Raw genomic sequence first — 17,925 nt, forward strand, 5'->3', positions numbered from 1 at the left:
TCCCCCCGACCCCTGGCCGGCCGGGCGGCGCGGGCCCCCGAAGGCCGTCCGGCGACCCCGCGTGAAGGCCGAGTGTGACCCCTCTCACCAGGCAAGACGCGGGAGGGCCGGGTGCGGGGCAGTCGGGTCCGGCTGCTACCGTGTCCGGGACAAGACGTCCTTTAAGACCCGTCCCGTGAGGCGGGAAAGGAGGTTTCGGTGGTGAATGCTGCCTCCAGGCCGGAACGGCCCGCGGAGGCGCGCGCGGAGACCGACCCCCGGCCCAAGGCCGTTCTGGAGGGTCCCGACATCAGGCGCGCGCTGACCCGGATCGCGCACGAGATCCTCGAACGCACCAAGGGCGGGCACGACGTCCTGCTCCTCGGCATCCAGACGCGCGGCGTGACGCTCGCCGAGCGGCTCGCCGGGCTGCTGCACGACGTCGAGGGCCGGCCGGTGCCATGGGGCTCCCTCGACGTCACCATGTACCGCGACGACCTGCGCATGCGCCCCGCCCGCGCGCTCGGCCGCACCGAGCTGCCGTCCGACGGGATCGACGACCGCGTCGTCGTGCTGGTCGACGACGTGCTCTTCTCCGGCCGGACGGTCCGCGCCGCGCTCGACGCCCTCAACGACCTCGGGCGGCCGCGCGCCGTCCAGCTCGCCGTCCTGGTGGACCGCGGGCACCGCGAACTGCCGATCCGCGCCGACTACGTCGGCAAGAACCTGCCCACCTCGATGCGCGAGAACGTCCGGGTGCTGCTGGCCGAGAACGACGGCCGCGACGCCGTCCTGCTCGGCCCCGCCGCAGGGGCGCCCGTGCCCGCGGAGGGAGCCCAGTGAAACGCCATCTGATCTCGGCGGCCGACCTCAGCCGCGACGACGCGCTGCTCGTGCTGGACACGGCCGAGGAGCTCGCGCAGATCGCGAGCCGCGCCGTCAAGAAGCTGCCGACGCTGCGCGGCCGGACGGTCGTCAACCTGTTCTTCGAGGACTCCACCCGGACCCGGATCTCGTTCGAGGCGGCCGCCAAGCGGCTGTCCGCCGACGTGATCAACTTCTCCGCGAAGGGGTCGAGCGTGTCCAAGGGCGAGAGCCTGAAGGACACCGCGCTCACCCTGGAGGCGATGGGCGCCGACGGCGTCGTCATCCGGCACGGCGCGTCCGGCGCGCCGCACCGGCTCGCCGGCTGGGTGCGGGGCAGCGTCGTCAACGCCGGCGACGGCACCCACGAGCACCCGACGCAGGCGCTGCTGGACGCGTTCACGATGCGCAAGCGGCTCGGCGACCTGGAGGGCCGCCGCGTCACGATCGTCGGCGACGTCCTGCACAGCCGGGTGGCACGATCCAACGTGCTGCTGCTGGACACCCTCGGCGCGGACGTCACCGTCGTCGCGCCGCCGACGCTGCTGCCGGTCGCGATCGACACCTGGCCGTGCTCGGTCTCCTACGACCTGGACGGCGTGCTCCCCAAGAGCGACGTGATCATGATGCTGCGCGTGCAGCAGGAGCGGATGAACGCCGCGTACTTCCCGACGGTGCGCGAGTACAGCCGCCGCTACGGCCTGGACGCCGAGCGGATGGCGGCGCTGCCCGACCACGCCATCGTCATGCACCCCGGCCCGATGAACCGCGGCGTCGAGATCGCCGCGGAGGTCGCCGACTCCGTCCGTTCCACGATCGTCGAGCAGGTCGCCAACGGCGTCAGCGCCCGCATGGCGGTCCTGTACCTGCTGCTCGGGGGCTCCGAGCCCGCGATCGGCCAGGAGGTCTCCCAGTGAGCACGTACATCATCAAGGGCGCCCGGATCCTCGGCGGCGAGCCCGCCGACATCCTGGTCCGCGACGGCGTCATCGCCGAGGTCGGGGCCGGCCTGGACGAGGCCGGCGCGCAGGTCGTCGACGCCGGCGGGCTCGTCGCCCTGCCCGGCCTGGTCGACCTGCACACCCACCTGCGCGAGCCCGGCCGCGAGGACGCCGAGACCGTCGAGTCCGGCACGAAGGCGGCGGCGATGGGCGGCTACACGGCCGTCCACGCGATGGCCAACACCGACCCGGTCGCCGACACCGCCGGCGTGGTCGAGCAGGTCTGGCGGCTCGGCCGCGAGGCCGGGTACTGCGACGTCCAGCCCGTCGGGGCGGTGACCCGCGGGATCGCCGGCGAGAAGCTCGCCGAGCTCGGCGCGATGGCCGACTCGGCCGCGCGGGTCCGGGTGTTCTCCGACGACGGGCACTGCGTGTCCGACGCGGTGATCATGCGGCGCGCGCTGGAGTACGTGAAGGCGTTCGACGGCGTCGTCGCCCAGCACGCCCAGGAGCCGCGGCTCACCGAGGGCGCGCAGATGAACGAGGGCGAGATGTCGGCCGCGCTCGGGCTGCGCGGCTGGCCCGCGGTCGCCGAGGAGGCGATCATCGCCCGGGACGTGCTGCTCGCCCAGCACGTCGGGTCCCGGCTGCACGTCTGCCACGTCTCCACCGCCGGCTCGGTGGAGATCATCCGGTGGGCGAAGAGCAAGGGCTGCCCGGTGACCGCCGAGGTCACCCCGCACCACCTGCTGCTGAACGACGGCAAGGCCGGCACCTACGACCCGATCTTCAAGGTGAACCCGCCGCTGCGCACCGCCGACGACGTCACCGCGCTGCGGCACGCGCTCGCCGACGGCACCATCGACTGCGTCGCCACCGACCACGCCCCCCACCCGGTCGAGGCCAAGGAGACCGAGTGGGCGGTCGCCGCGATGGGGATGATCGGGCTGGAGACGGCGCTGCCGGTGGTCCAGGAGGCGATGGTCGAGACCGGCCTGCTGGACTGGGCCGGCGTCGCCGACCGCATGTCGCACCGCCCCGCCGAGATCGGCCGCCTTTCCGGACAGGGTCGTCCGCTGGAGGCAGGTTCGCCCGCCAACATCACGCTCTACGACCCGTCGCCGCGCCGCGCGGTGGACCCGTCCGCGATGACGTCCAAGAGCCGCAACACCCCGTTCGCGGGGCTGGAGCTGCCCGGGCGGGTCGTCGCGACGTTCCTGCGCGGCGAGCCGACCGTCCTCGAAGGGAAGCTCCAGTGACCCCTGCTCTGCTCGTTCTGGAAGACGGCAGGGTCTTCCACGGGACCGCCTACGGCGCCACCGGGGAGACCTTCGGCGAGATGGTCTTCAACACCGGCATGACCGGCTACCAGGAGACCCTCACCGACCCCTCCTACGCCCGCCAGATCGTCGCGATGACGTCCCCCCACATCGGCAACACCGGCGTCAACACCGAGGACCCGGAGTCGCTGCGCATCCAGGTCGCCGGCTACGTGGTGCGCGAGCCCGCCCGGGTCGCGTCCAACTGGCGCGCGACCGGCTCGCTCGGGTCGGCGCTGCGCGACCAGGGGGTCGTCGGCATCGCGATCCCCGGCACCCGCGCGCTGACGCGGCACCTGCGCGACAAGGGCGCGATGCGCGCCGCGATCTTCAGCGGCCCGGACGCCCTCGCCCCCGGCGAGGACGCCCTGCTGGAGCGGGTCCGGCAGAGCCCGTCGATGGAGGGCGCCGACCTCGCCCGCGACGTCTCCGCCGCCGAGCCCTACGTCGTCGAGGCGCAGGGCGAGAAGCGCTACACCGTCGCCGCCGTCGACCTCGGCATCAAGTCGATGACCCCCTACCGGATGTCCGAGCGGGGCTGCGAGGTGCACGTCCTGCCCGCCGGCAGCACCGCCGCCGACATCCTCGCCCTGAACCCCGACGGGGTGTTCTTCTCCAACGGCCCCGGCGACCCCGCCGCCGCCGACTACGCCGTCGACGCGCTGCGCGGCGTCCTGGACGCCGGCAAGCCGTTCTTCGGCATCTGCTTCGGCAACCAGATCTTCGGCCGCGCGCTCGGCCTCGGCACCTACAAGCTGCGGTTCGGGCACCGGGGCATCAACCAGCCCGTCCAGGACAAGGCGACCGGGAAGGTCGACGTGTCCGCGCACAACCACGGGTTCGCCGTGGACGCGCCCGCCGACGGCCCGTTCGACACCCCGTACGGGCGCGCCGAGGTCAGCCACGTCAACCTCAACGACGGCTGCGTCGAGGGGCTGCGGCTCCTGGACCGCCCGGCGTTCAGCGTCCAGTACCACCCGGAGGCCGCGGCGGGACCGCACGACGCCTCCGGGCTCTTCGACCGTTTCTGCGAGATCATGGAGGCGTCGAAGTAATGCCGCGCCGCGAAGACCTGAAGTCCGTCCTGGTCATCGGCTCGGGGCCGATCGTCATCGGCCAGGCCTGCGAGTTCGACTACTCCGGCACCCAGGCGTGCCGGGTGCTGCGGGACGAGGGCCTGCGGGTGACGCTGGTCAACAGCAACCCCGCCACGATCATGACCGACCCGGAGTTCGCCGACGCCACCTACGTCGAGCCGATCACCCCCGAGGTCGTCGAGAAGATCATCGCCAAGGAGCGGCCGGACGCGCTGCTGCCCACCCTCGGCGGCCAGACGGCCCTCAACACCGCCATCGCGCTGTTCGAGAGCGGCGTCCTCGCCAAGTACGGGGTCGAGCTGATCGGCGCCGACGTGGACGCGATCCAGGCCGGCGAGAACCGGGAGAGGTTCAAGGAGATCGTCGCCAAGGTCGCGCGCGAGCAGGGCCTGAACGCCGAGTCCGCCCGGTCCGTCATCTGCCACACCATGGACGAGATCGTCGCGGCCGCCGGCGAGCTCGGCTACCCGCTCGTCGTCCGGCCCTCGTTCACCATGGGCGGCCGCGGCTCCGGCTTCGCCCACGACGAGGACGAGCTGCGCCGCATCGCCGGCGCCGGCCTCGACGCGTCCCCGACCAGCGAGGTGCTCCTGGAGGAGTCGATCCTCGGCTGGAAGGAGTACGAGCTGGAGGTCATGCGGGACCGCGCCGACAACGTGGTCATCGTGTGCTCCATCGAGAACCTCGACCCGATGGGCGTGCACACCGGCGACTCGATCACCGTCGCGCCCGCGATGACGCTGACCGACCGCGAGTACCAGAACATGCGCGACGTCGCGATCGCGGTGATCCGCGAGGTCGGCGTCGACACCGGCGGCTGCAACATCCAGTTCGCGGTGCACCCCGGCACCGGCCGGATGATCGTCATCGAGATGAACCCGCGGGTGTCGCGGTCGTCGGCCCTGGCCTCCAAGGCGACCGGCTTCCCGATCGCCAAGATCGCCGCCAAGCTCGCCATCGGCTACACCCTCGACGAGATCCCCAACGACATCACCCGCGAGACCCCCGCCTCGTTCGAGCCGACCCTCGACTACGTCGTGGTGAAGGTGCCGCGGTTCGCGTTCGAGAAGTTCCCCGGCGCCGACCCCACCCTCACCACCCACATGAAGTCCGTCGGCGAGGCCATGGCGATCGGCCGCTGCTTCACCGAGGCGCTGCAGAAGGCGCTGCGGTCGCTGGAGCAGAAGGGCTCCTCGTTCAGCTGGGCCGGCGCCGCCGACGACGCCGCGCTCCTGGAGTCGGCGCGGCGGCCGCACGACGGGCGCCTGCGCGACGTCCAGCGGGCGCTGTGGGCCGGCGCGAGCGTCCAGGAGGCCTACGAGGCGACCGGGATCGACCCGTGGTTCCTCGACCAGATCGCCGCGATCAACGAGACCGCCGAGGAGATCCGCACCGCCGAGGACGCGCTCACCCGCGACAAGCTCCTGCGCGCCAAGCGGCACGGGTTCTCCGACGCCCAGATCGGCGAGCTGCGCGGCCTGTCGGAGGAGGTCGTCCGGGAGCTGCGGCACGCGCTCGGGATCCGCCCCGTCTACCTCACCGTCGACACCTGCGCCGCCGAGTTCGCCGCGCAGACCCCGTACCTGTACTCCGCCTACGACGAGGAGACCGAGGTCCCGCCGGGCGAGAAGCCCAAGGTGATCATCCTCGGCAGCGGGCCCAACCGGATCGGCCAGGGCGTCGAGTTCGACTACTCGTGCGTCCACGCCTCGTTCACGCTGGCCGAGGCCGGCTACGAGACCGTCATGGTCAACTGCAACCCCGAGACCGTCTCCACCGACTACGACACCTCCGACCGGCTCTACTTCGAGCCGCTCACCCTGGAGGACGTCCTGGAGGTGGTGTACGCCGAGCAGCAGTCCGGCGAGGTCGCGGGCGTCATCGTCCAGCTCGGCGGGCAGACCCCGCTCGGCCTCGCGCAGAAGCTCAAGGACGCCGGCGTGCCGATCGTCGGGACGTCCCCCGAGAGCATCCACCTCGCCGAGGAGCGCGGCGCGTTCGGCCGCGTCCTGCACCGCGCCGGGCTGCTCGCGCCCAAGCACGGCACCGCCACCTCCTACGAGGAGGCCCGCGAGATCGCCGACGAGATCGGCTACCCCGTCCTCGTCCGGCCGTCCTACGTGCTCGGCGGGCGCGGCATGGAGATCGTGTACGACGACACCACCCTGGAGTCGTACATGGCGCGGGCGACCGAGGCCAGCCCGGAGCACCCGGTGCTCGTCGACCGGTTCCTGGACGAGGCGATCGAGATCGACGTCGACGCCCTCTACGACGGCGAGGAGCTGTACCTCGGCGGCGTCATGGAGCACATCGAGGAGGCCGGCATCCACTCCGGCGACTCGGCGTGCGCCCTGCCGCCCATCACCCTCGGCCACGACGACGTCCGCCGCATCCGCGAGTCCACCGAGGCGCTCGCCAAGGGCATCGGGGTCCGCGGGCTGATGAACGTCCAGTACGCGCTGTCGGCGGGCGTCCTGTACGTCCTGGAGGCCAACCCGCGCGCGTCCCGGACCGTCCCGTTCGTGTCCAAGGCGACCGCGGTGCAGCTCGCCAAGGCCGCCGCCCGCGTCATGATGGGCACCCGGATCGCGGAGCTGCGCGCCGAGGGCCTGCTGCCCGCGACCGGCGACGGCGGCACCCTGCCGCTCGACGCGCCGATCGCGGTGAAGGAGGCCGTGCTGCCCTTCGACCGGTTCCGCAACGAGCGCGGCCAGGGCGTCGACACCGTCCTCGGCCCGGAGATGCGCTCCACCGGCGAGGTCATGGGCATCGACGAGGTGTTCGGCACCGCGTTCGCCAAGTCCCAGCAGGCCGCCTACGGCTCGCTGCCCACCAAGGGCCGCGCGTTCGTCTCCGTCGCGAACCGGGACAAGCGGCACATGATCTTCCCGGTCAAGCGCCTGGCTGACCTGGGCTTTGAGATTCTTGCCACGGAAGGGACCGCGGAGGTCCTGCGGCGCAACGGCGTGCGTGCCAAGATCGTGCGCAAGCAGAGCGACGGCCCGGGCCCGGACGGCGAGCCCACCATCGTGCGGCGCGTCCTGGACGGCGAGGTCGACCTCATCGTCAATACTCCCTTCGGAAGCCCCGGCCAGTCCGGGCCGCGGCTCGACGGGTACGAGATCCGCACCGCGGCCGTGCTGCGGGGCGTACCGTGCGTGACGACCGTCCAGGGGCTCGCCGCCGCCGTCCAGGGCATCGAGGCCGTCGCGGGCGGCCAGGTCGGCGTCCGCTCCCTCCAGGAGCACGCCGAGCGGATCGGCGGCGCCCGCGGGACGGCGGCGCCGGAGACGGGGCGGTGACGCCCGGGTGACAGCCGGCGCGCGGGCGGGGCCAGGCGCCCCGCCCGCGCGGCGGACGCGACGAGGAGAGGGAGACGGGTGTCCGACACGCCGGTGCAGACGTCGGCGACGGTCCTGACGGTCCGCCAGGTGCAGGACTACCACGCCATGACGCTGGTGGCGCCCGCCATCGCCGAGCGGTTCCGGCCCGGCCAGTTCGTGGCCGTCGCCGTCGGCGGCGAGCACACCGCCCGGCTGGTGCGCCGCTGCTTCGGCGTCCACCAGGTGCAGTCCGACTACGGCGGCACCGTCGAGGTCGTGTTCGCCGACACCGAGCCCGGCACCGGCTGGCTCGCCGGCCGCCGCTCCCGCGACCAGCTCGACCTGCTCGGCCCCCTCGGCCGGCCCTTCCGGCTGCCCCGCGACCCCGTCACCTGCCTGCTCGCCGCCGGCGGCCCCGGCGGCGCCGCGATCTTCGCGCTCGCCGACACCCTGGTGCGGCGCGGCTGCCAGGTCCACTTCGTGCTCGCCGGGCCGTCCGCCCGGCAGGTGTTCGGCTCCCGGATGGCGCAGCGGATCGGCGACTCCGCCACCGTCGTCACCGAGGACGGCTCGCTCGGCGAGAAGGGCACCATGCGCGACGTGCTGCCCCGCGTCGTCCAGGAGACCGGCGCCGACGTCGTCTACGCGTGCGGCCCGACCGGGCTGCTGCGCTCGGTCACCCAGATCGCCGGCGAGTTCGGCCTGCCGTCCCAGGTGTCGGTCGAGGAGTTCCTGCAGCGCACCGGCGCCTGCGGCATCGGCGTCTGCATGACCTGCATGCTGCCCGTCCACGGCGAGGACGGCGTCACCCGGATGGTGCGCGCCTGCGCCGACGGGCCCGTCCTGCGCGGCGACCGCGTCCGCTGGGGCGACCTCGGCACCATCCCGTTCGACGCGCTGGGCGCCCCGCGCGTCCTCAGCGTCACCGAAGGGGGCTCCAAGTGAGCGACCGGGCGAGCGACCGGCTGAGGACCGTCCTCGGCGCCCTGGAGCTTCCCAACCCCGTCCTGACGGCCTCCGGATGCGGCGGCACCGGGCGCGAGCTCGCCCAGTTCTGCGACCTCACCCGCCTCGGCGCGTTCGTCACCACCTCGGTGATGCCCCAAGCGCGCGCGGGACGCCCCACGCCGCGCGTCACCGAGACCCCCAGCGGCCTCCTCACCGCCATGGGCCTCCCCGGCCCCGGCATCGAGACGTTCCTCGAACACGAGCTCCCCTGGCTCATCGAGCAGGACGTCCGCACCGTCGTCTCCATCGCCGGCAACAGCGTCGAGGAGTTCGGCGACCTCGCCCGCCGCCTCCGCCACGTCCCCGGCGTCGCCGCCGTCGAGGTCAACGTCGCCTGCCCCAACGTCGAGGACCGCGGCCGCATGTTCGGCTGGCACCCGTCCGCCGCATCGTCGGTGCTGCGCGCCGTCCGCGCCGCCGCGCGCCCCGGCACCCCGATCTTCGCCAAGCTCGCCCCCGACGTCACCGACATCGTCGGGATCGCGCTCGCCTGCGTCGACGCCGGCGCCGACGGCCTCACCCTGATCAACACCATGGACGGCATGGCCATCGACCCGCACACCCTCCGGCCCGCCCTCACCGGCGTGTCCGGCGGCCTGTCCGGGCCCGCGATCCGGCCCGTCGCCGTCCGCTGCGTCTACCAGGTGCACGCCGCGCTGCCCAGCACGCCCATCATCGGCGTCGGCGGCATCGCCACCGGCCTGGACGCGCTGGAGTTCATCCTCGCCGGCGCGTCCGCCGTCGCCGTCGGCACCGCCCTGTTCCACGACCCCGCGGCCGGGACGCGCGTCCTGCGCGAGCTGGACGAGGCCCTCGCCGCCCGCCGCATCGGCCGCCTCGCCGACGCCGTCGGGCTCGCCCACAAGCCCGCCGGCTACGTGCCGCCCCAGGTGCGGCCCGAAGAGCCCGAGAAGGAGAAGCTGTGACCGCAGCCCCCATCGCCGTCGCGCTGGACGCGCCCGACCTGGAGACCGCCGCGCGCTGGGCCACCCTGGTCACGCCGCACGTCACCACCGTCAAGGTCGGCCTCGAGCTGTACCTGCGCTACGGCCCCGACGTCGTCGCCAGCGTCCGCGGCGCCAGCCGCGTCCAGGTCTTCCTCGACCTCAAGCTGCACGACATCCCCGCGACCGTCCGCGGCGCCGCCCGCGCCGTCGCCCGGCTCAAGCCCGCCTACCTCACCGTGCACGCCGCCGGCGGCCCCGCCATGATCCGCGAGGCCGTCGAGGCCGCCCCCGCCAGCAAGATCGCCGCGGTGACCGTGCTGACCTCCCTGGACGACGCCGACCTGCGCGCCGTCGGCATCGAGGGCCCCGCCCCCGACGCCGTCCGCCGCCTCGCCGCCCTCGCCGTCGGCGCCGGCGCCCAGGCCCTCGTCTGCTCCCCGCAGGAGGCCGCCGGCGTCCGCGCCGAGGTCGGCCCCGACATCACCCTCATCACCCCCGGCGTCCGCCCCGCCGGCGCCGACACCCAGGACCAGGCCCGCGTCGCCACCCCCGAGGCCGCCCTCGCCGCCGGCGCCGACCTCCTGGTCATCGGCCGCCCCATCACCGCCGCCCCCGACCCCGGCGCCGCCGCCGCGGCCATGGCGGCGACGCTGCGCAAATTCCCGGGGGAGCGACCCCCCGGAGCCCCCCGTCGCGGCCGGTAGGCCGTTTCCCGCTCCGCTGGCGCTCCGCGCGAAACGGCCTACCGGCCGCCGGGCAGGCCCGCTGCGCTCGCTGGCGCTCGCTCCGCGTGCCTGCCCGTGCCTGTGTTTGTCCAGGGGGGCGACCCCCTGGAACCCCCGTTGCGACGGACGAGGCGTTTCCCGCTCCGCTGGCGCTCCGCGGGAAACGCCTCGTCCGTCGTCGGGCAGGCCCGCTGCGCTCGCAGGGCTCGCTCCGCGTGCCTGCCCGTGGTGGTGGCTGGGGTCTGGCCCTCCGCGGGGGCTCAGCCGGGTCCACGTCCGGGGGGCTCAGCCGAGTCCCACGGCCGGGGTGGAGCGGGTGGGGGATTGGGCGCGTGGGGGCGGATTTGGTTTTGGGGGGTGGATTTAGCGCGGTGTTGTTGGGCGTGCTGGAGCGGGCATTGTCGATTTACTTCGCTTGCGAATGCGGGCGGGGGCGATCCGCAAAGCGATACGGGCGGACGGCGAAGTCGGTTCGATTCGCGGTCCGCGACGCCCGCGGGGCCGGACGGGGCGTCCGGGCGTCCCGGGGAGGCGGGCGTGCGCGCGAGGGGAGCTGGGGGTGCTGGAGGGGGCGCCTCCGGTCCGGTGGACGATCTTGGCGGGCGTGCTGTCGAGGATGGCAGTTGCGGTGCGCCCGCGACGTGCGGAACGGCGCGGCGTGACGAGCGTCACTCGGTCGGGACCGGTTGTGGGGGACTTCACACCGGGCCGTCGCGGGGGGCCGGATCCGGGCCGGCGGGGGGTGGCGGGATCATGGTGGGGAGGCCCCCGGCGGGAGCGGACCGCCGCGCCGGGGCGGTGCCGACTGCCGTAAATCGGGGCAGAATGGGCGGATTTTCACGATCATGCGAAAGTCCCAGCAAGGCAGGGGGATGGGCCGCCAGAGGGTCCGAGTCGAGTACACTCTGTATTCAGGACACTCCGGGGAGTGATTTTCGTGAATTTGTGGCGGGCTAAACGGCACTTCACGTTGCCTTATGGGGCGTGAACTCGCTAGTTTCCCAACCCGTCCGACTCCGTCGAGTGGAAACCTGAGGTGACCCGGCGTGGCTCTTCCGCCCCTAACCCCCGAACAGCGCGCCGCAGCCCTGGAGAAGGCTGCCAAGGCGCGCAAGGAGCGGGCCGAGGTTAAGAACAAGCTCAAGCACGGGGGGACCTCGCTGGCCGAGGTTCTCAAGGAGGGTCAGTCCGACGACGTCATCGGGAAGATGAAGGTGTCGGCCCTCCTGGAATCGCTGCCCGGTGTGGGCAAGGTCCGTGCGAAGCAGATCATGGAGCGCCTGGGCATCGCCGAGTCCCGCCGCGTGCGGGGCCTCGGCGCCAACCAGCGCGCCTCCCTGGAGCGTGAGTTCGGCGGAAGTGCGAACCGCTGACGCGCGACTCTCGGGCGGGCGCGGCGGTGAGACCGCCGCGGCCGGGTCCGGGCTCCCCGGATCCGGCACCATCCCGTCCGGCTCCGGCGCACCCATCACTGCGCCGGAGGGCTCCGAACAACCGCATGGCCCGCTCGTGTCCCGCCTGACGGTCCTGTCCGGGCCGTCGGGCGTCGGCAAGAGCACGGTCGTCGCCGAGATCCGGCGCTCACACCCCCGGGTGTGGCTGTCGGTCTCGGTGACCACCCGGGCCCCCCGCCCGGGTGAGACCGACGGTGTGCAGTACTTCTTCGTCGACGACGCCGGTTTCGACCGGCTCGTCGCCGAAGGGGAGCTGCTCGAGTGGGCCGAGTTCGCGGGCAACCGCTACGGCACCCCGCGCCGGCCCGTGCAGGAGCGCCTCGCCCGCGGCGAGCCGGTCCTGCTGGAGATCGACCTGCAGGGCGCCCGGCAGGTCCGCGAGACGATGCTCGGCGCGCGCCTGGTCTTCCTCGCGCCGCCCAGCTGGGACGAGCTGGTCCGCCGCCTCACCGGCCGCGGCACCGAGCCGCCCGAGGTGATCGAACGCCGGCTGGAGGCGGCCCGCGTGGAGCTCGCCGCCGAGAAGGAGTTCGACGTCACGCTGGTGAACACGTCCGTCCAGGACGTGTGCGGCGAGCTGCTAACCTTGATGGCTGTTCGTTAGTGTGCGGCGACCGCCCTGTCCGGCGGCCCGGCACTTGCAGTGAATCACTAGTGGAAGGCCACGGAGTGGCAGCCAGCAGCGAAGGCATCACCAACCCGTCGATCGACGAGCTCCTCGAGGTCGTCGATACCAAGTACGGCCTCGTGAGCATCGCGGCCAAGCGCGCCCGGCAGATCAACGCCTACTACGCCCAGCTCGGCGAGGGCCTGCTGGAGTACGTCGGCCCGCTCGTCGAGACGCAGGTGCAGGAGAAGCCCCTGTCGATCGCGCTCCGCGAGACGCGCGAGGGCCTCCTCAACGCCGAGCCGATCGAGGGCTGAGCGCCCACCGGTCTGCGGCGGCCCCCGGTGCGGCCGGGGGCCGGGCCTGATGGGACAGTGTCCGCATGACCTCCCGTAAGCCGCGCGTCGTCCTCGGTGTGAGCGCCGGGATCGCCGCGTACAAGGTGTGCGAGCTGCTGCGGCGGCTCACCGAGTCGGGCCACGACGTCACCGTCGTCCCGACTCAGGACGCGCTGCGCTTCGTCGGCGAGCCGACGTGGGCGGCGCTGTCGGGCAACCCGGTCTCCACCGCGGTGTGGGACGGGGTCGCGCAGGTCCCGCACGTCCGCCTCGGGCAGGGCGCCGACCTGGTGTTCGTCGCCCCCGCCACCGCCGACCTGCTCGCCCGGGCCGCGCACGGCCTGGCCGACGACCTGCTCACCAACACCCTGCTCACCGCCCGCTGCCCGGTGGTGTTCGCGCCCGCGATGCACACCGAGATGTGGGAGCACCCGGCGACCAGGGCGAACGTCGAGACGCTCCGCGCGCGCGGAGCGGTCGTGGTGGAGCCCGCGTCCGGCCGGCTGACCGGCAAGGACACCGGCCCCGGGCGGCTGCCCGACCCCGCCGAGCTGTTCGAGGTGGCCCGGCACGTGCTGGCGCGCGGCGCCCAGGGCCGCGACCTCGCCGGACGGCACGTGGTCGTGTCCGCCGGCGGCACCCGCGAGCCCCTCGACCCCGTCCGGTTCATCGGCAACCGCTCGTCCGGCCTGCAGGGCTACGCGCTGGCCCGCACGGCCGCGGCCCGCGGCGCCCGCGTGACGCTCGTCGCGGCCAACGTGGCGCTGCCCGACCCGGCCGGCGCGCACGTCGTGCCGGTGGGGTCCGCCGAGGAGATGCGCAAGGCCGTGCTGGAGGCCGCCGACGCGGCCGACGCGGTGGTGATGGCCGCCGCCGTCGCCGACTTCCGCCCGGTCGACTACCGCGGCTCCAAGATCAAGAAGACCGAGGGCGCCGGGCCGGAGCCGATCCGGCTCGCCAAGAACCCCGACATCCTGGCCGAGCTCGGCGAGCGCCGGCGCGCCGGGCAGGTGATCGTCGGCTTCGCGGCCGAGACCGACGACGTGCTCGCCAACGGCCGCGCCAAGCTCGCCCGCAAGCGCAGCGACCTGCTGGTCGTCAACCAGGTGGGGGAGGACCTGACCTTCGGCCGCCCCGACAACGCCGCGGTGATCCTCGGCGCCGACGGGTCGAGCACCGAGGTCGAGCGCGGCGCCAAGGAGGCGCTGGCCGAGGTCGTCTGGGACCTGGTCGCCGCGCGCCTGGACCCCCTGCCCGCGGATTGACCGGAGGCTGCCCGACCGCGACCAACGCCATACCGGCGTCCGGGGATGATCCCGCTAGACTGCGGGCTTACCACCCTTGGATGCCCGAGCGGGGACGTCCCCGCCGAACTCGATGACATATCCGCCCTGCGACGCCAGTCAGCAGCCGCTGCAAGGAGTTCACGTACGTGTCTCGCCGCCTGTTCACCTCCGAGTCCGTCACCGAAGGACACCCGGACAAGATCGCGGACCAGATCAGCGACGCGATCCTCGACTCGATGCTCAAGGACGACCCGAAGAGCCGGGTCGCCGTCGAGACGATGATCACGACCGGTCAGGTGCATGTGGCCGGTGAGGTCACCACCGAGACCTATGTGGACATCCCCGGCGTCATCCGGGAGAAGATCCTCGAGATCGGCTACGACTCGTCCAAGAAGGGCTTCGACGGCCACTCCTGCGGCGTGTCGGTGTCCATCGGCGCGCAGTCGCCCGACATCGCGCAGGGCGTCGACGACGCCTACGAGACCCGCGAGGGCGAGGGCGTCGACGACCTGGACCGGCAGGGCGCCGGCGACCAGGGCCTGATGTTCGGCTACGCCACCAACGAGACCCCCGAGCTGATGCCGCTGCCGATCACGCTGGCGCACCGGCTCGCGCAGCGGCTGTCCGCGGTCCGCAAGGAGGGCACCGTCCCCTACCTGCGCCCGGACGGCAAGACCCAGGTCACCATCGAGTACGACGGCGACCGCGGCGTCCGCCTCGACACCGTCGTGGTGTCCAGCCAGCACGCTCCCGACATCGACCTGAAGGAGCTGCTCGCCCCGGACGTCAAGGAGCACGTCGTCGACCCGGTGCTCGCCCAGTTCGACCTCGCCACCGACGGCTACCGGCTGCTGGTCAACCCGACCGGCCGCTTCGAGATCGGCGGCCCGATGGGCGACGCCGGCCTCACCGGCCGCAAGATCATCGTCGACACCTACGGCGGCATGGCCCGGCACGGCGGCGGCGCGTTCTCCGGCAAGGACCCGTCCAAGGTCGACCGGTCGGCCGCGTACGCGATGCGCTGGGTCGCCAAGAACATCGTCGCGGCGCAGCTCGCCGACCGCGCCGAGGTCCAGGTCGCCTACGCGATCGGCAAGGCCCACCCGGTCGGCGTGTTCGTCGAGACGTTCGGCACCGAGAAGGTCGCCCCGGAGAAGATCGAGAAGGCCGTCGCCGACGTCTTCGACCTGCGTCCGGCCGCGATCGTCCGCGACCTCGACCTGCTGCGCCCGATCTACTCGCAGACCGCCGCCTACGGCCACTTCGGCCGCGAGGTCCCGGACTTCTCCTGGGAGTCCACCGACCGCGCCAAGGACCTGGCCTCCGCCGCCGGCCTCTGACGCGCCGTAAGCGCCTCTGACGCGAGAAAGGGCCCCGGACACCCTCCGGGGCCCTTTCGCATGTCTCCGGCCCTCTGAACCGCTCCCAGGCCCCCCACGGCGGGCCTCGCGCCGCGGCGGCGCCGTGGCTTCGCGGTCAGGCGCCGGCGCCGCCGTCCACCGGCACGATCGCGCCGGTCACGTACGACGCCCGGTCGCTGAGCAGCCACGCGGCGGCCTCGGCGATCTCGCGGGGCTCGGCCATGCGGCCGAGCGGGGTCACCGCGTTGATGCGCTCGATGACGCCGGGGGACACCGCCTCCCACTCCTCGATCATCTCCGTGGCGGTGCCGCCGGGGGTGATGCCGTTCACCCGGATGCCCCGCGGCCCCCAGGTGGCGGCGGCGGTCTCGGTGATGCTGTTGAGCGCGCGCTTCATCGCGCCCGCGGAAGTTCACCGCGAACTGCTCGTCGATGTCCTCGTCGGCGGTGGCGTCGAGCGCGCCGGGCCGCTGGCCCGCGGCGCCGGACACCGGGTCTTCGCCGTGAAGAGGTCGCGGTCCTCTCGCACATCTCCACCGAGTACTACGTCCGGCTGGAGCAGGGCAGGGCGCCGCGCCCCTCCGGGGAGGTCCTCGCGGGGATCGTGGGCGCGCTGCGGCTGACCGACGCCGAGGCCGACCACCTCCACCTCCTCGCGGGAACCGCGCCGAGCCGTGGCGGGCTGCACCCGCGCGACGTCCGCCCGAGCATCCTCGCGCTGCTCGAGCGGCTGCCGCAGACGGCCGGCTTCGTGGTGTCCGCCACGTTGGAGGTGCTGGCCTGGAACGACCTGGCCGCCTTGCTCATGGAGGATTTCGCGGAGCTCGCCCCGCGGGACCGCAACCTCGCGCGCCGGGCCTTCCTCCACCCGGCGCGTGCCGATGCGACGCTGTACGGGGTCTCCGACGCCTCCAGGGTCCCCCTCCGCCGAGGCGCTGGCTCTCCTGAACGTCCTAGGAGCCGAGTACGTCAAGGCGGGCGAGTCGCCTTGAGCACAAGCGCGGTCAAGGAGCGAGCCGCTCGGTGAGGTTCTTGGGCTGGGACTCAGCCAGCGCAGTGGTTGCCGCGGTGGAGGCCGTAGTGGGCCGCGATGGTGTAGTGGCCGGGGCGCTTGACGTTCATGCGGACGAAGTCGCCCGCGCGCGCGAGGCAGGCGTCGCCGCCGCTGACGCTGAGCCAGGGCGACCAGGAGACGCGGACCAGTACGGAGCCGGGGGAGGGCATCTCCACGACGAGTTCGCCCGCGTTGAGGGTCTGGACGGTCGCGGGCGGGTCGACGAGGGGGGTGGGGTAGGAGACGCGGTACAGCCGCCAGTGCTCGTCGTGCCAGACCTCCGCGAGGTACGGCTGGCCGGCCTTGACGAGGTCGGCCTCGGCCTTTCCTGACCAGTCGGCCTCCTGCTCGGGGAGCACGACGTACTGGACGGCCCATTTCTGCAGCCAGTCGTGGTAGCTGGCGGCGGTGAGGGCGCCGGTCTTGTAGAAGAGCTCGTGGCGTTCGGCGTCGACCTGCCGGTTCCAGCCGCGGGCGAGGATGAAGTGGCGGCTGAGGCCGGCGGCCTCCCAGTGGGAGCGGAGCGGGACGACCTCGATGCGGGTGCGCTGGGCGCCGAGGGCGTGCAGTTCGTCGACGAGGCCCTGGGCGCTGGAGGCGGCGGACGCGGCGGGGGTGGTGTGGACGAGGTCCTCGATGGGCTTCACGACCTGCCATGAGGCCGTGACGATGAACGCCAGGGACAGGACGGCGATGCGGACGCGGCCGTGTGCGCGCGCGACGGCCGACAGGCAGAACATCGCGCCGAACACCAGGGAGAGGCGCTCGACGTTGCTTCCGACGGGTGAGGGGATCGCCCAGGTGAGCAGGATGCCGAGCAGGTAGACGCCGGCGCCGATACGGACGAACCGCCAGCTCGGCGGGGCGAAGAACAGGATCGCGACGACGCTGATGACGGCCCACAGCACGATCGCGGTGAAGTCGATCGGCTGGACGCCGCTGAAGGGGAACAGCAGGCTGGTCGTCCCGACGACGAGGGGCATGCCGATCGCGACGGAGATCCCGGCGCGGCGCCGTCCGGTGAGGAACAGGGTGGCGGCGAGGACGAGCAGGAACAGGCCGGCGACGGGGCTGGAGGCGGTGGCGAGGAGGCCGAGGCCGACCATGCCGGCGAAGCGGAGCGCGGGGGTGCCGCGCGGGGTGAACGCGACGGCCACCGCCATCAGCGCGAACATCAGGCCGAGGCCGAACGTGACGCGGCCGGAGGAGGTGTTGCACGACAGCGCGAACGCGGCCCACAGCGCGGCGGGCAGCGCCATGGGCGCCTTGAAGCGCACCAGGAGGTGGGCGGTGAGGCCCGCGGAGATCGTGCCCGCCACCACGGCGACGGTGCGGATGCCGAACAGCGCCATCAGGTAGGGGGACAGGACGCTGTAGGAGGCGGGGTGCATGCCGCCGTACCAGGCGAAGCTGTAGGCGGCGGTGGGGTGCTTCCAGGCGAAGTCGGTCCAGGCGGCCTGGGCGGCGAGGTCGCCGCCTTCGGTGGCCAGGTACAGGGCCCAGATCAGGTGCATGACCGCGGCGGCGGCCATGGCGGCCACGATGGGGTTGCGTGGGTCGGTCCACCGCTTCCACCAGGTCGCGCGAGGGCGGCCCAGGCGGGCCCGGGTCGCGGTCCCGGT

At 73.2% G+C, this 17,925-nt stretch carries 16 protein-coding genes and 1 pseudogene; 15 read left to right on the forward strand and 2 right to left on the reverse strand.

Going from position 1 to position 17,925, the window contains the following annotated elements:
- Positions 1-273 precede the first annotated feature (273 nt).
- From pyrR to metK, 13 genes are all read left to right on the forward strand, one after another.
- Complete coding sequence (pyrR, locus tag J4709_RS30310) at positions 274-822, forward strand: bifunctional pyr operon transcriptional regulator/uracil phosphoribosyltransferase PyrR (protein WP_232384259.1); 549 nt, start codon at positions 274-276, stop codon at positions 820-822.
- Positions 819-1,760, forward strand: coding sequence for an aspartate carbamoyltransferase catalytic subunit (locus J4709_RS30315; protein ID WP_208245548.1), 942 nt, complete (start codon positions 819-821; stop codon positions 1,758-1,760). The genes pyrR and J4709_RS30315 overlap by 4 nt, the downstream gene beginning before the upstream one ends.
- Entirely contained in the window at positions 1,757-3,043 is a 1,287-nt protein-coding gene (locus tag J4709_RS30320) for a dihydroorotase (RefSeq protein ID WP_208245550.1), read from the forward strand. The genes J4709_RS30315 and J4709_RS30320 overlap by 4 nt, the downstream gene beginning before the upstream one ends.
- Entirely contained in the window at positions 3,040-4,158 is a 1,119-nt protein-coding gene (gene carA, locus J4709_RS30325; protein WP_208245560.1) for a glutamine-hydrolyzing carbamoyl-phosphate synthase small subunit, read from the forward strand. The genes J4709_RS30320 and carA overlap by 4 nt, the downstream gene beginning before the upstream one ends.
- Positions 4,158-7,502: a carbamoyl-phosphate synthase large subunit gene (carB, locus tag J4709_RS30330; protein WP_208245569.1), complete on the forward strand. Its 3,345-nt coding sequence runs from the start codon at positions 4,158-4,160 to the stop codon at positions 7,500-7,502. The genes carA and carB overlap by 1 nt, the downstream gene beginning before the upstream one ends.
- Positions 7,503-7,580: 78 nt before the next feature.
- A complete protein-coding gene (locus J4709_RS30335) occupies positions 7,581-8,468 on the forward strand; it encodes an iron-sulfur cluster-binding protein (protein WP_208245571.1) in 888 nt (295 codons plus the stop codon).
- Positions 8,465-9,457, forward strand: a complete 993-nt coding sequence (locus J4709_RS30340) for a dihydroorotate dehydrogenase (RefSeq protein ID WP_208245579.1) — start codon at positions 8,465-8,467, stop codon at positions 9,455-9,457. Before J4709_RS30335 ends, J4709_RS30340 begins: the two co-directional genes overlap by 4 nt.
- A complete protein-coding gene (pyrF, locus tag J4709_RS30345; protein WP_208245581.1) occupies positions 9,454-10,182 on the forward strand; it encodes an orotidine-5'-phosphate decarboxylase in 729 nt (242 codons plus the stop codon). Before J4709_RS30340 ends, pyrF begins: the two co-directional genes overlap by 4 nt.
- 1,067 nt (positions 10,183-11,249) lie before the next feature.
- Positions 11,250-11,576, forward strand: a complete 327-nt coding sequence (gene mihF / locus J4709_RS30350; RefSeq protein ID WP_021597647.1) for an integration host factor, actinobacterial type — start codon at positions 11,250-11,252, stop codon at positions 11,574-11,576.
- Positions 11,577-11,712: 136 nt separating this feature from the next.
- Positions 11,713-12,261, forward strand: coding sequence for a guanylate kinase (gene gmk, locus J4709_RS30355; protein ID WP_208245583.1), 549 nt, complete (start codon positions 11,713-11,715; stop codon positions 12,259-12,261).
- A 65-nt stretch (positions 12,262-12,326) separates the two neighbouring features.
- On the forward strand, positions 12,327-12,581 hold the full coding sequence (gene rpoZ, locus J4709_RS30360; RefSeq protein WP_026405772.1) for a DNA-directed RNA polymerase subunit omega: 255 nt from the start codon (positions 12,327-12,329) through the stop codon (positions 12,579-12,581).
- Between the two features lie 65 nt (positions 12,582-12,646).
- Positions 12,647-13,867 carry a bifunctional phosphopantothenoylcysteine decarboxylase/phosphopantothenate--cysteine ligase CoaBC gene (gene coaBC / locus J4709_RS30365; protein WP_208245585.1) on the forward strand — a complete coding sequence of 407 codons (1,221 nt, stop codon included), beginning with the start codon at positions 12,647-12,649 and terminating at the stop codon, positions 13,865-13,867.
- A 167-nt stretch (positions 13,868-14,034) separates the two neighbouring features.
- Positions 14,035-15,228: a methionine adenosyltransferase gene (gene metK / locus J4709_RS30370; protein WP_208245587.1), complete on the forward strand. Its 1,194-nt coding sequence runs from the start codon at positions 14,035-14,037 to the stop codon at positions 15,226-15,228.
- A gap of 136 nt (positions 15,229-15,364) precedes the next feature.
- Here the strand turns inward: metK and J4709_RS30375 are convergent, their stop codons facing one another.
- On the reverse strand, positions 15,365-15,646 hold the full coding sequence (locus J4709_RS30375) for an SDR family NAD(P)-dependent oxidoreductase (RefSeq protein WP_232384227.1): 282 nt from the start codon (positions 15,644-15,646) through the stop codon (positions 15,365-15,367).
- A 114-nt stretch (positions 15,647-15,760) separates the two neighbouring features.
- On the opposite strand from J4709_RS30375, the pseudogene J4709_RS53755 reads away from it, so the two are divergent.
- Positions 15,761-15,835 (forward strand): annotated as a pseudogene (locus J4709_RS53755) (hypothetical protein); the annotation flags it as partial.
- A gap of 18 nt (positions 15,836-15,853) precedes the next feature.
- Positions 15,854-16,276, forward strand: a complete 423-nt coding sequence (locus tag J4709_RS30380; protein ID WP_307801674.1) for an MmyB family transcriptional regulator — start codon at positions 15,854-15,856, stop codon at positions 16,274-16,276.
- Positions 16,277-16,293: 17 nt separating this feature from the next.
- Here J4709_RS30380 and J4709_RS30385 read toward each other — a convergent pair whose 3' ends face one another.
- Positions 16,294-17,835: a DUF8823 domain-containing protein gene (locus J4709_RS30385; protein ID WP_208245589.1), complete on the reverse strand. Its 1,542-nt coding sequence runs from the start codon at positions 17,833-17,835 to the stop codon at positions 16,294-16,296.
- Between the last annotated feature and the right edge of the window lie 90 nt (positions 17,836-17,925).

This window comes from Actinomadura violacea (assembly GCF_017573465.1).
Taxonomy (GTDB): Bacteria; Actinomycetota; Actinomycetes; order Streptosporangiales; family Streptosporangiaceae; genus Spirillospora; species Spirillospora violacea.

Excerpts from the sequence above, each read along its gene's own strand:
- J4709_RS30385 (WP_208245589.1), bottom strand. The coding sequence starts at position 17,835 with ATGGCCGCCGCCGCGGTCATGCACCTGATCTGGGCCCTGTACCTGGCC.
- coaBC (WP_208245585.1), top strand. The coding sequence starts at position 12,647 with ATGACCTCCCGTAAGCCGCGCGTCGTCCTCGGTGTGAGCGCCGGGATC.
- J4709_RS30375 (WP_232384227.1), bottom strand. The coding sequence starts at position 15,646 with ATGAAGCGCGCGCTCAACAGCATCACCGAGACCGCCGCCGCCACCTGG.
- carB (WP_208245569.1), top strand. The coding sequence starts at position 4,158 with ATGCCGCGCCGCGAAGACCTGAAGTCCGTCCTGGTCATCGGCTCGGGG.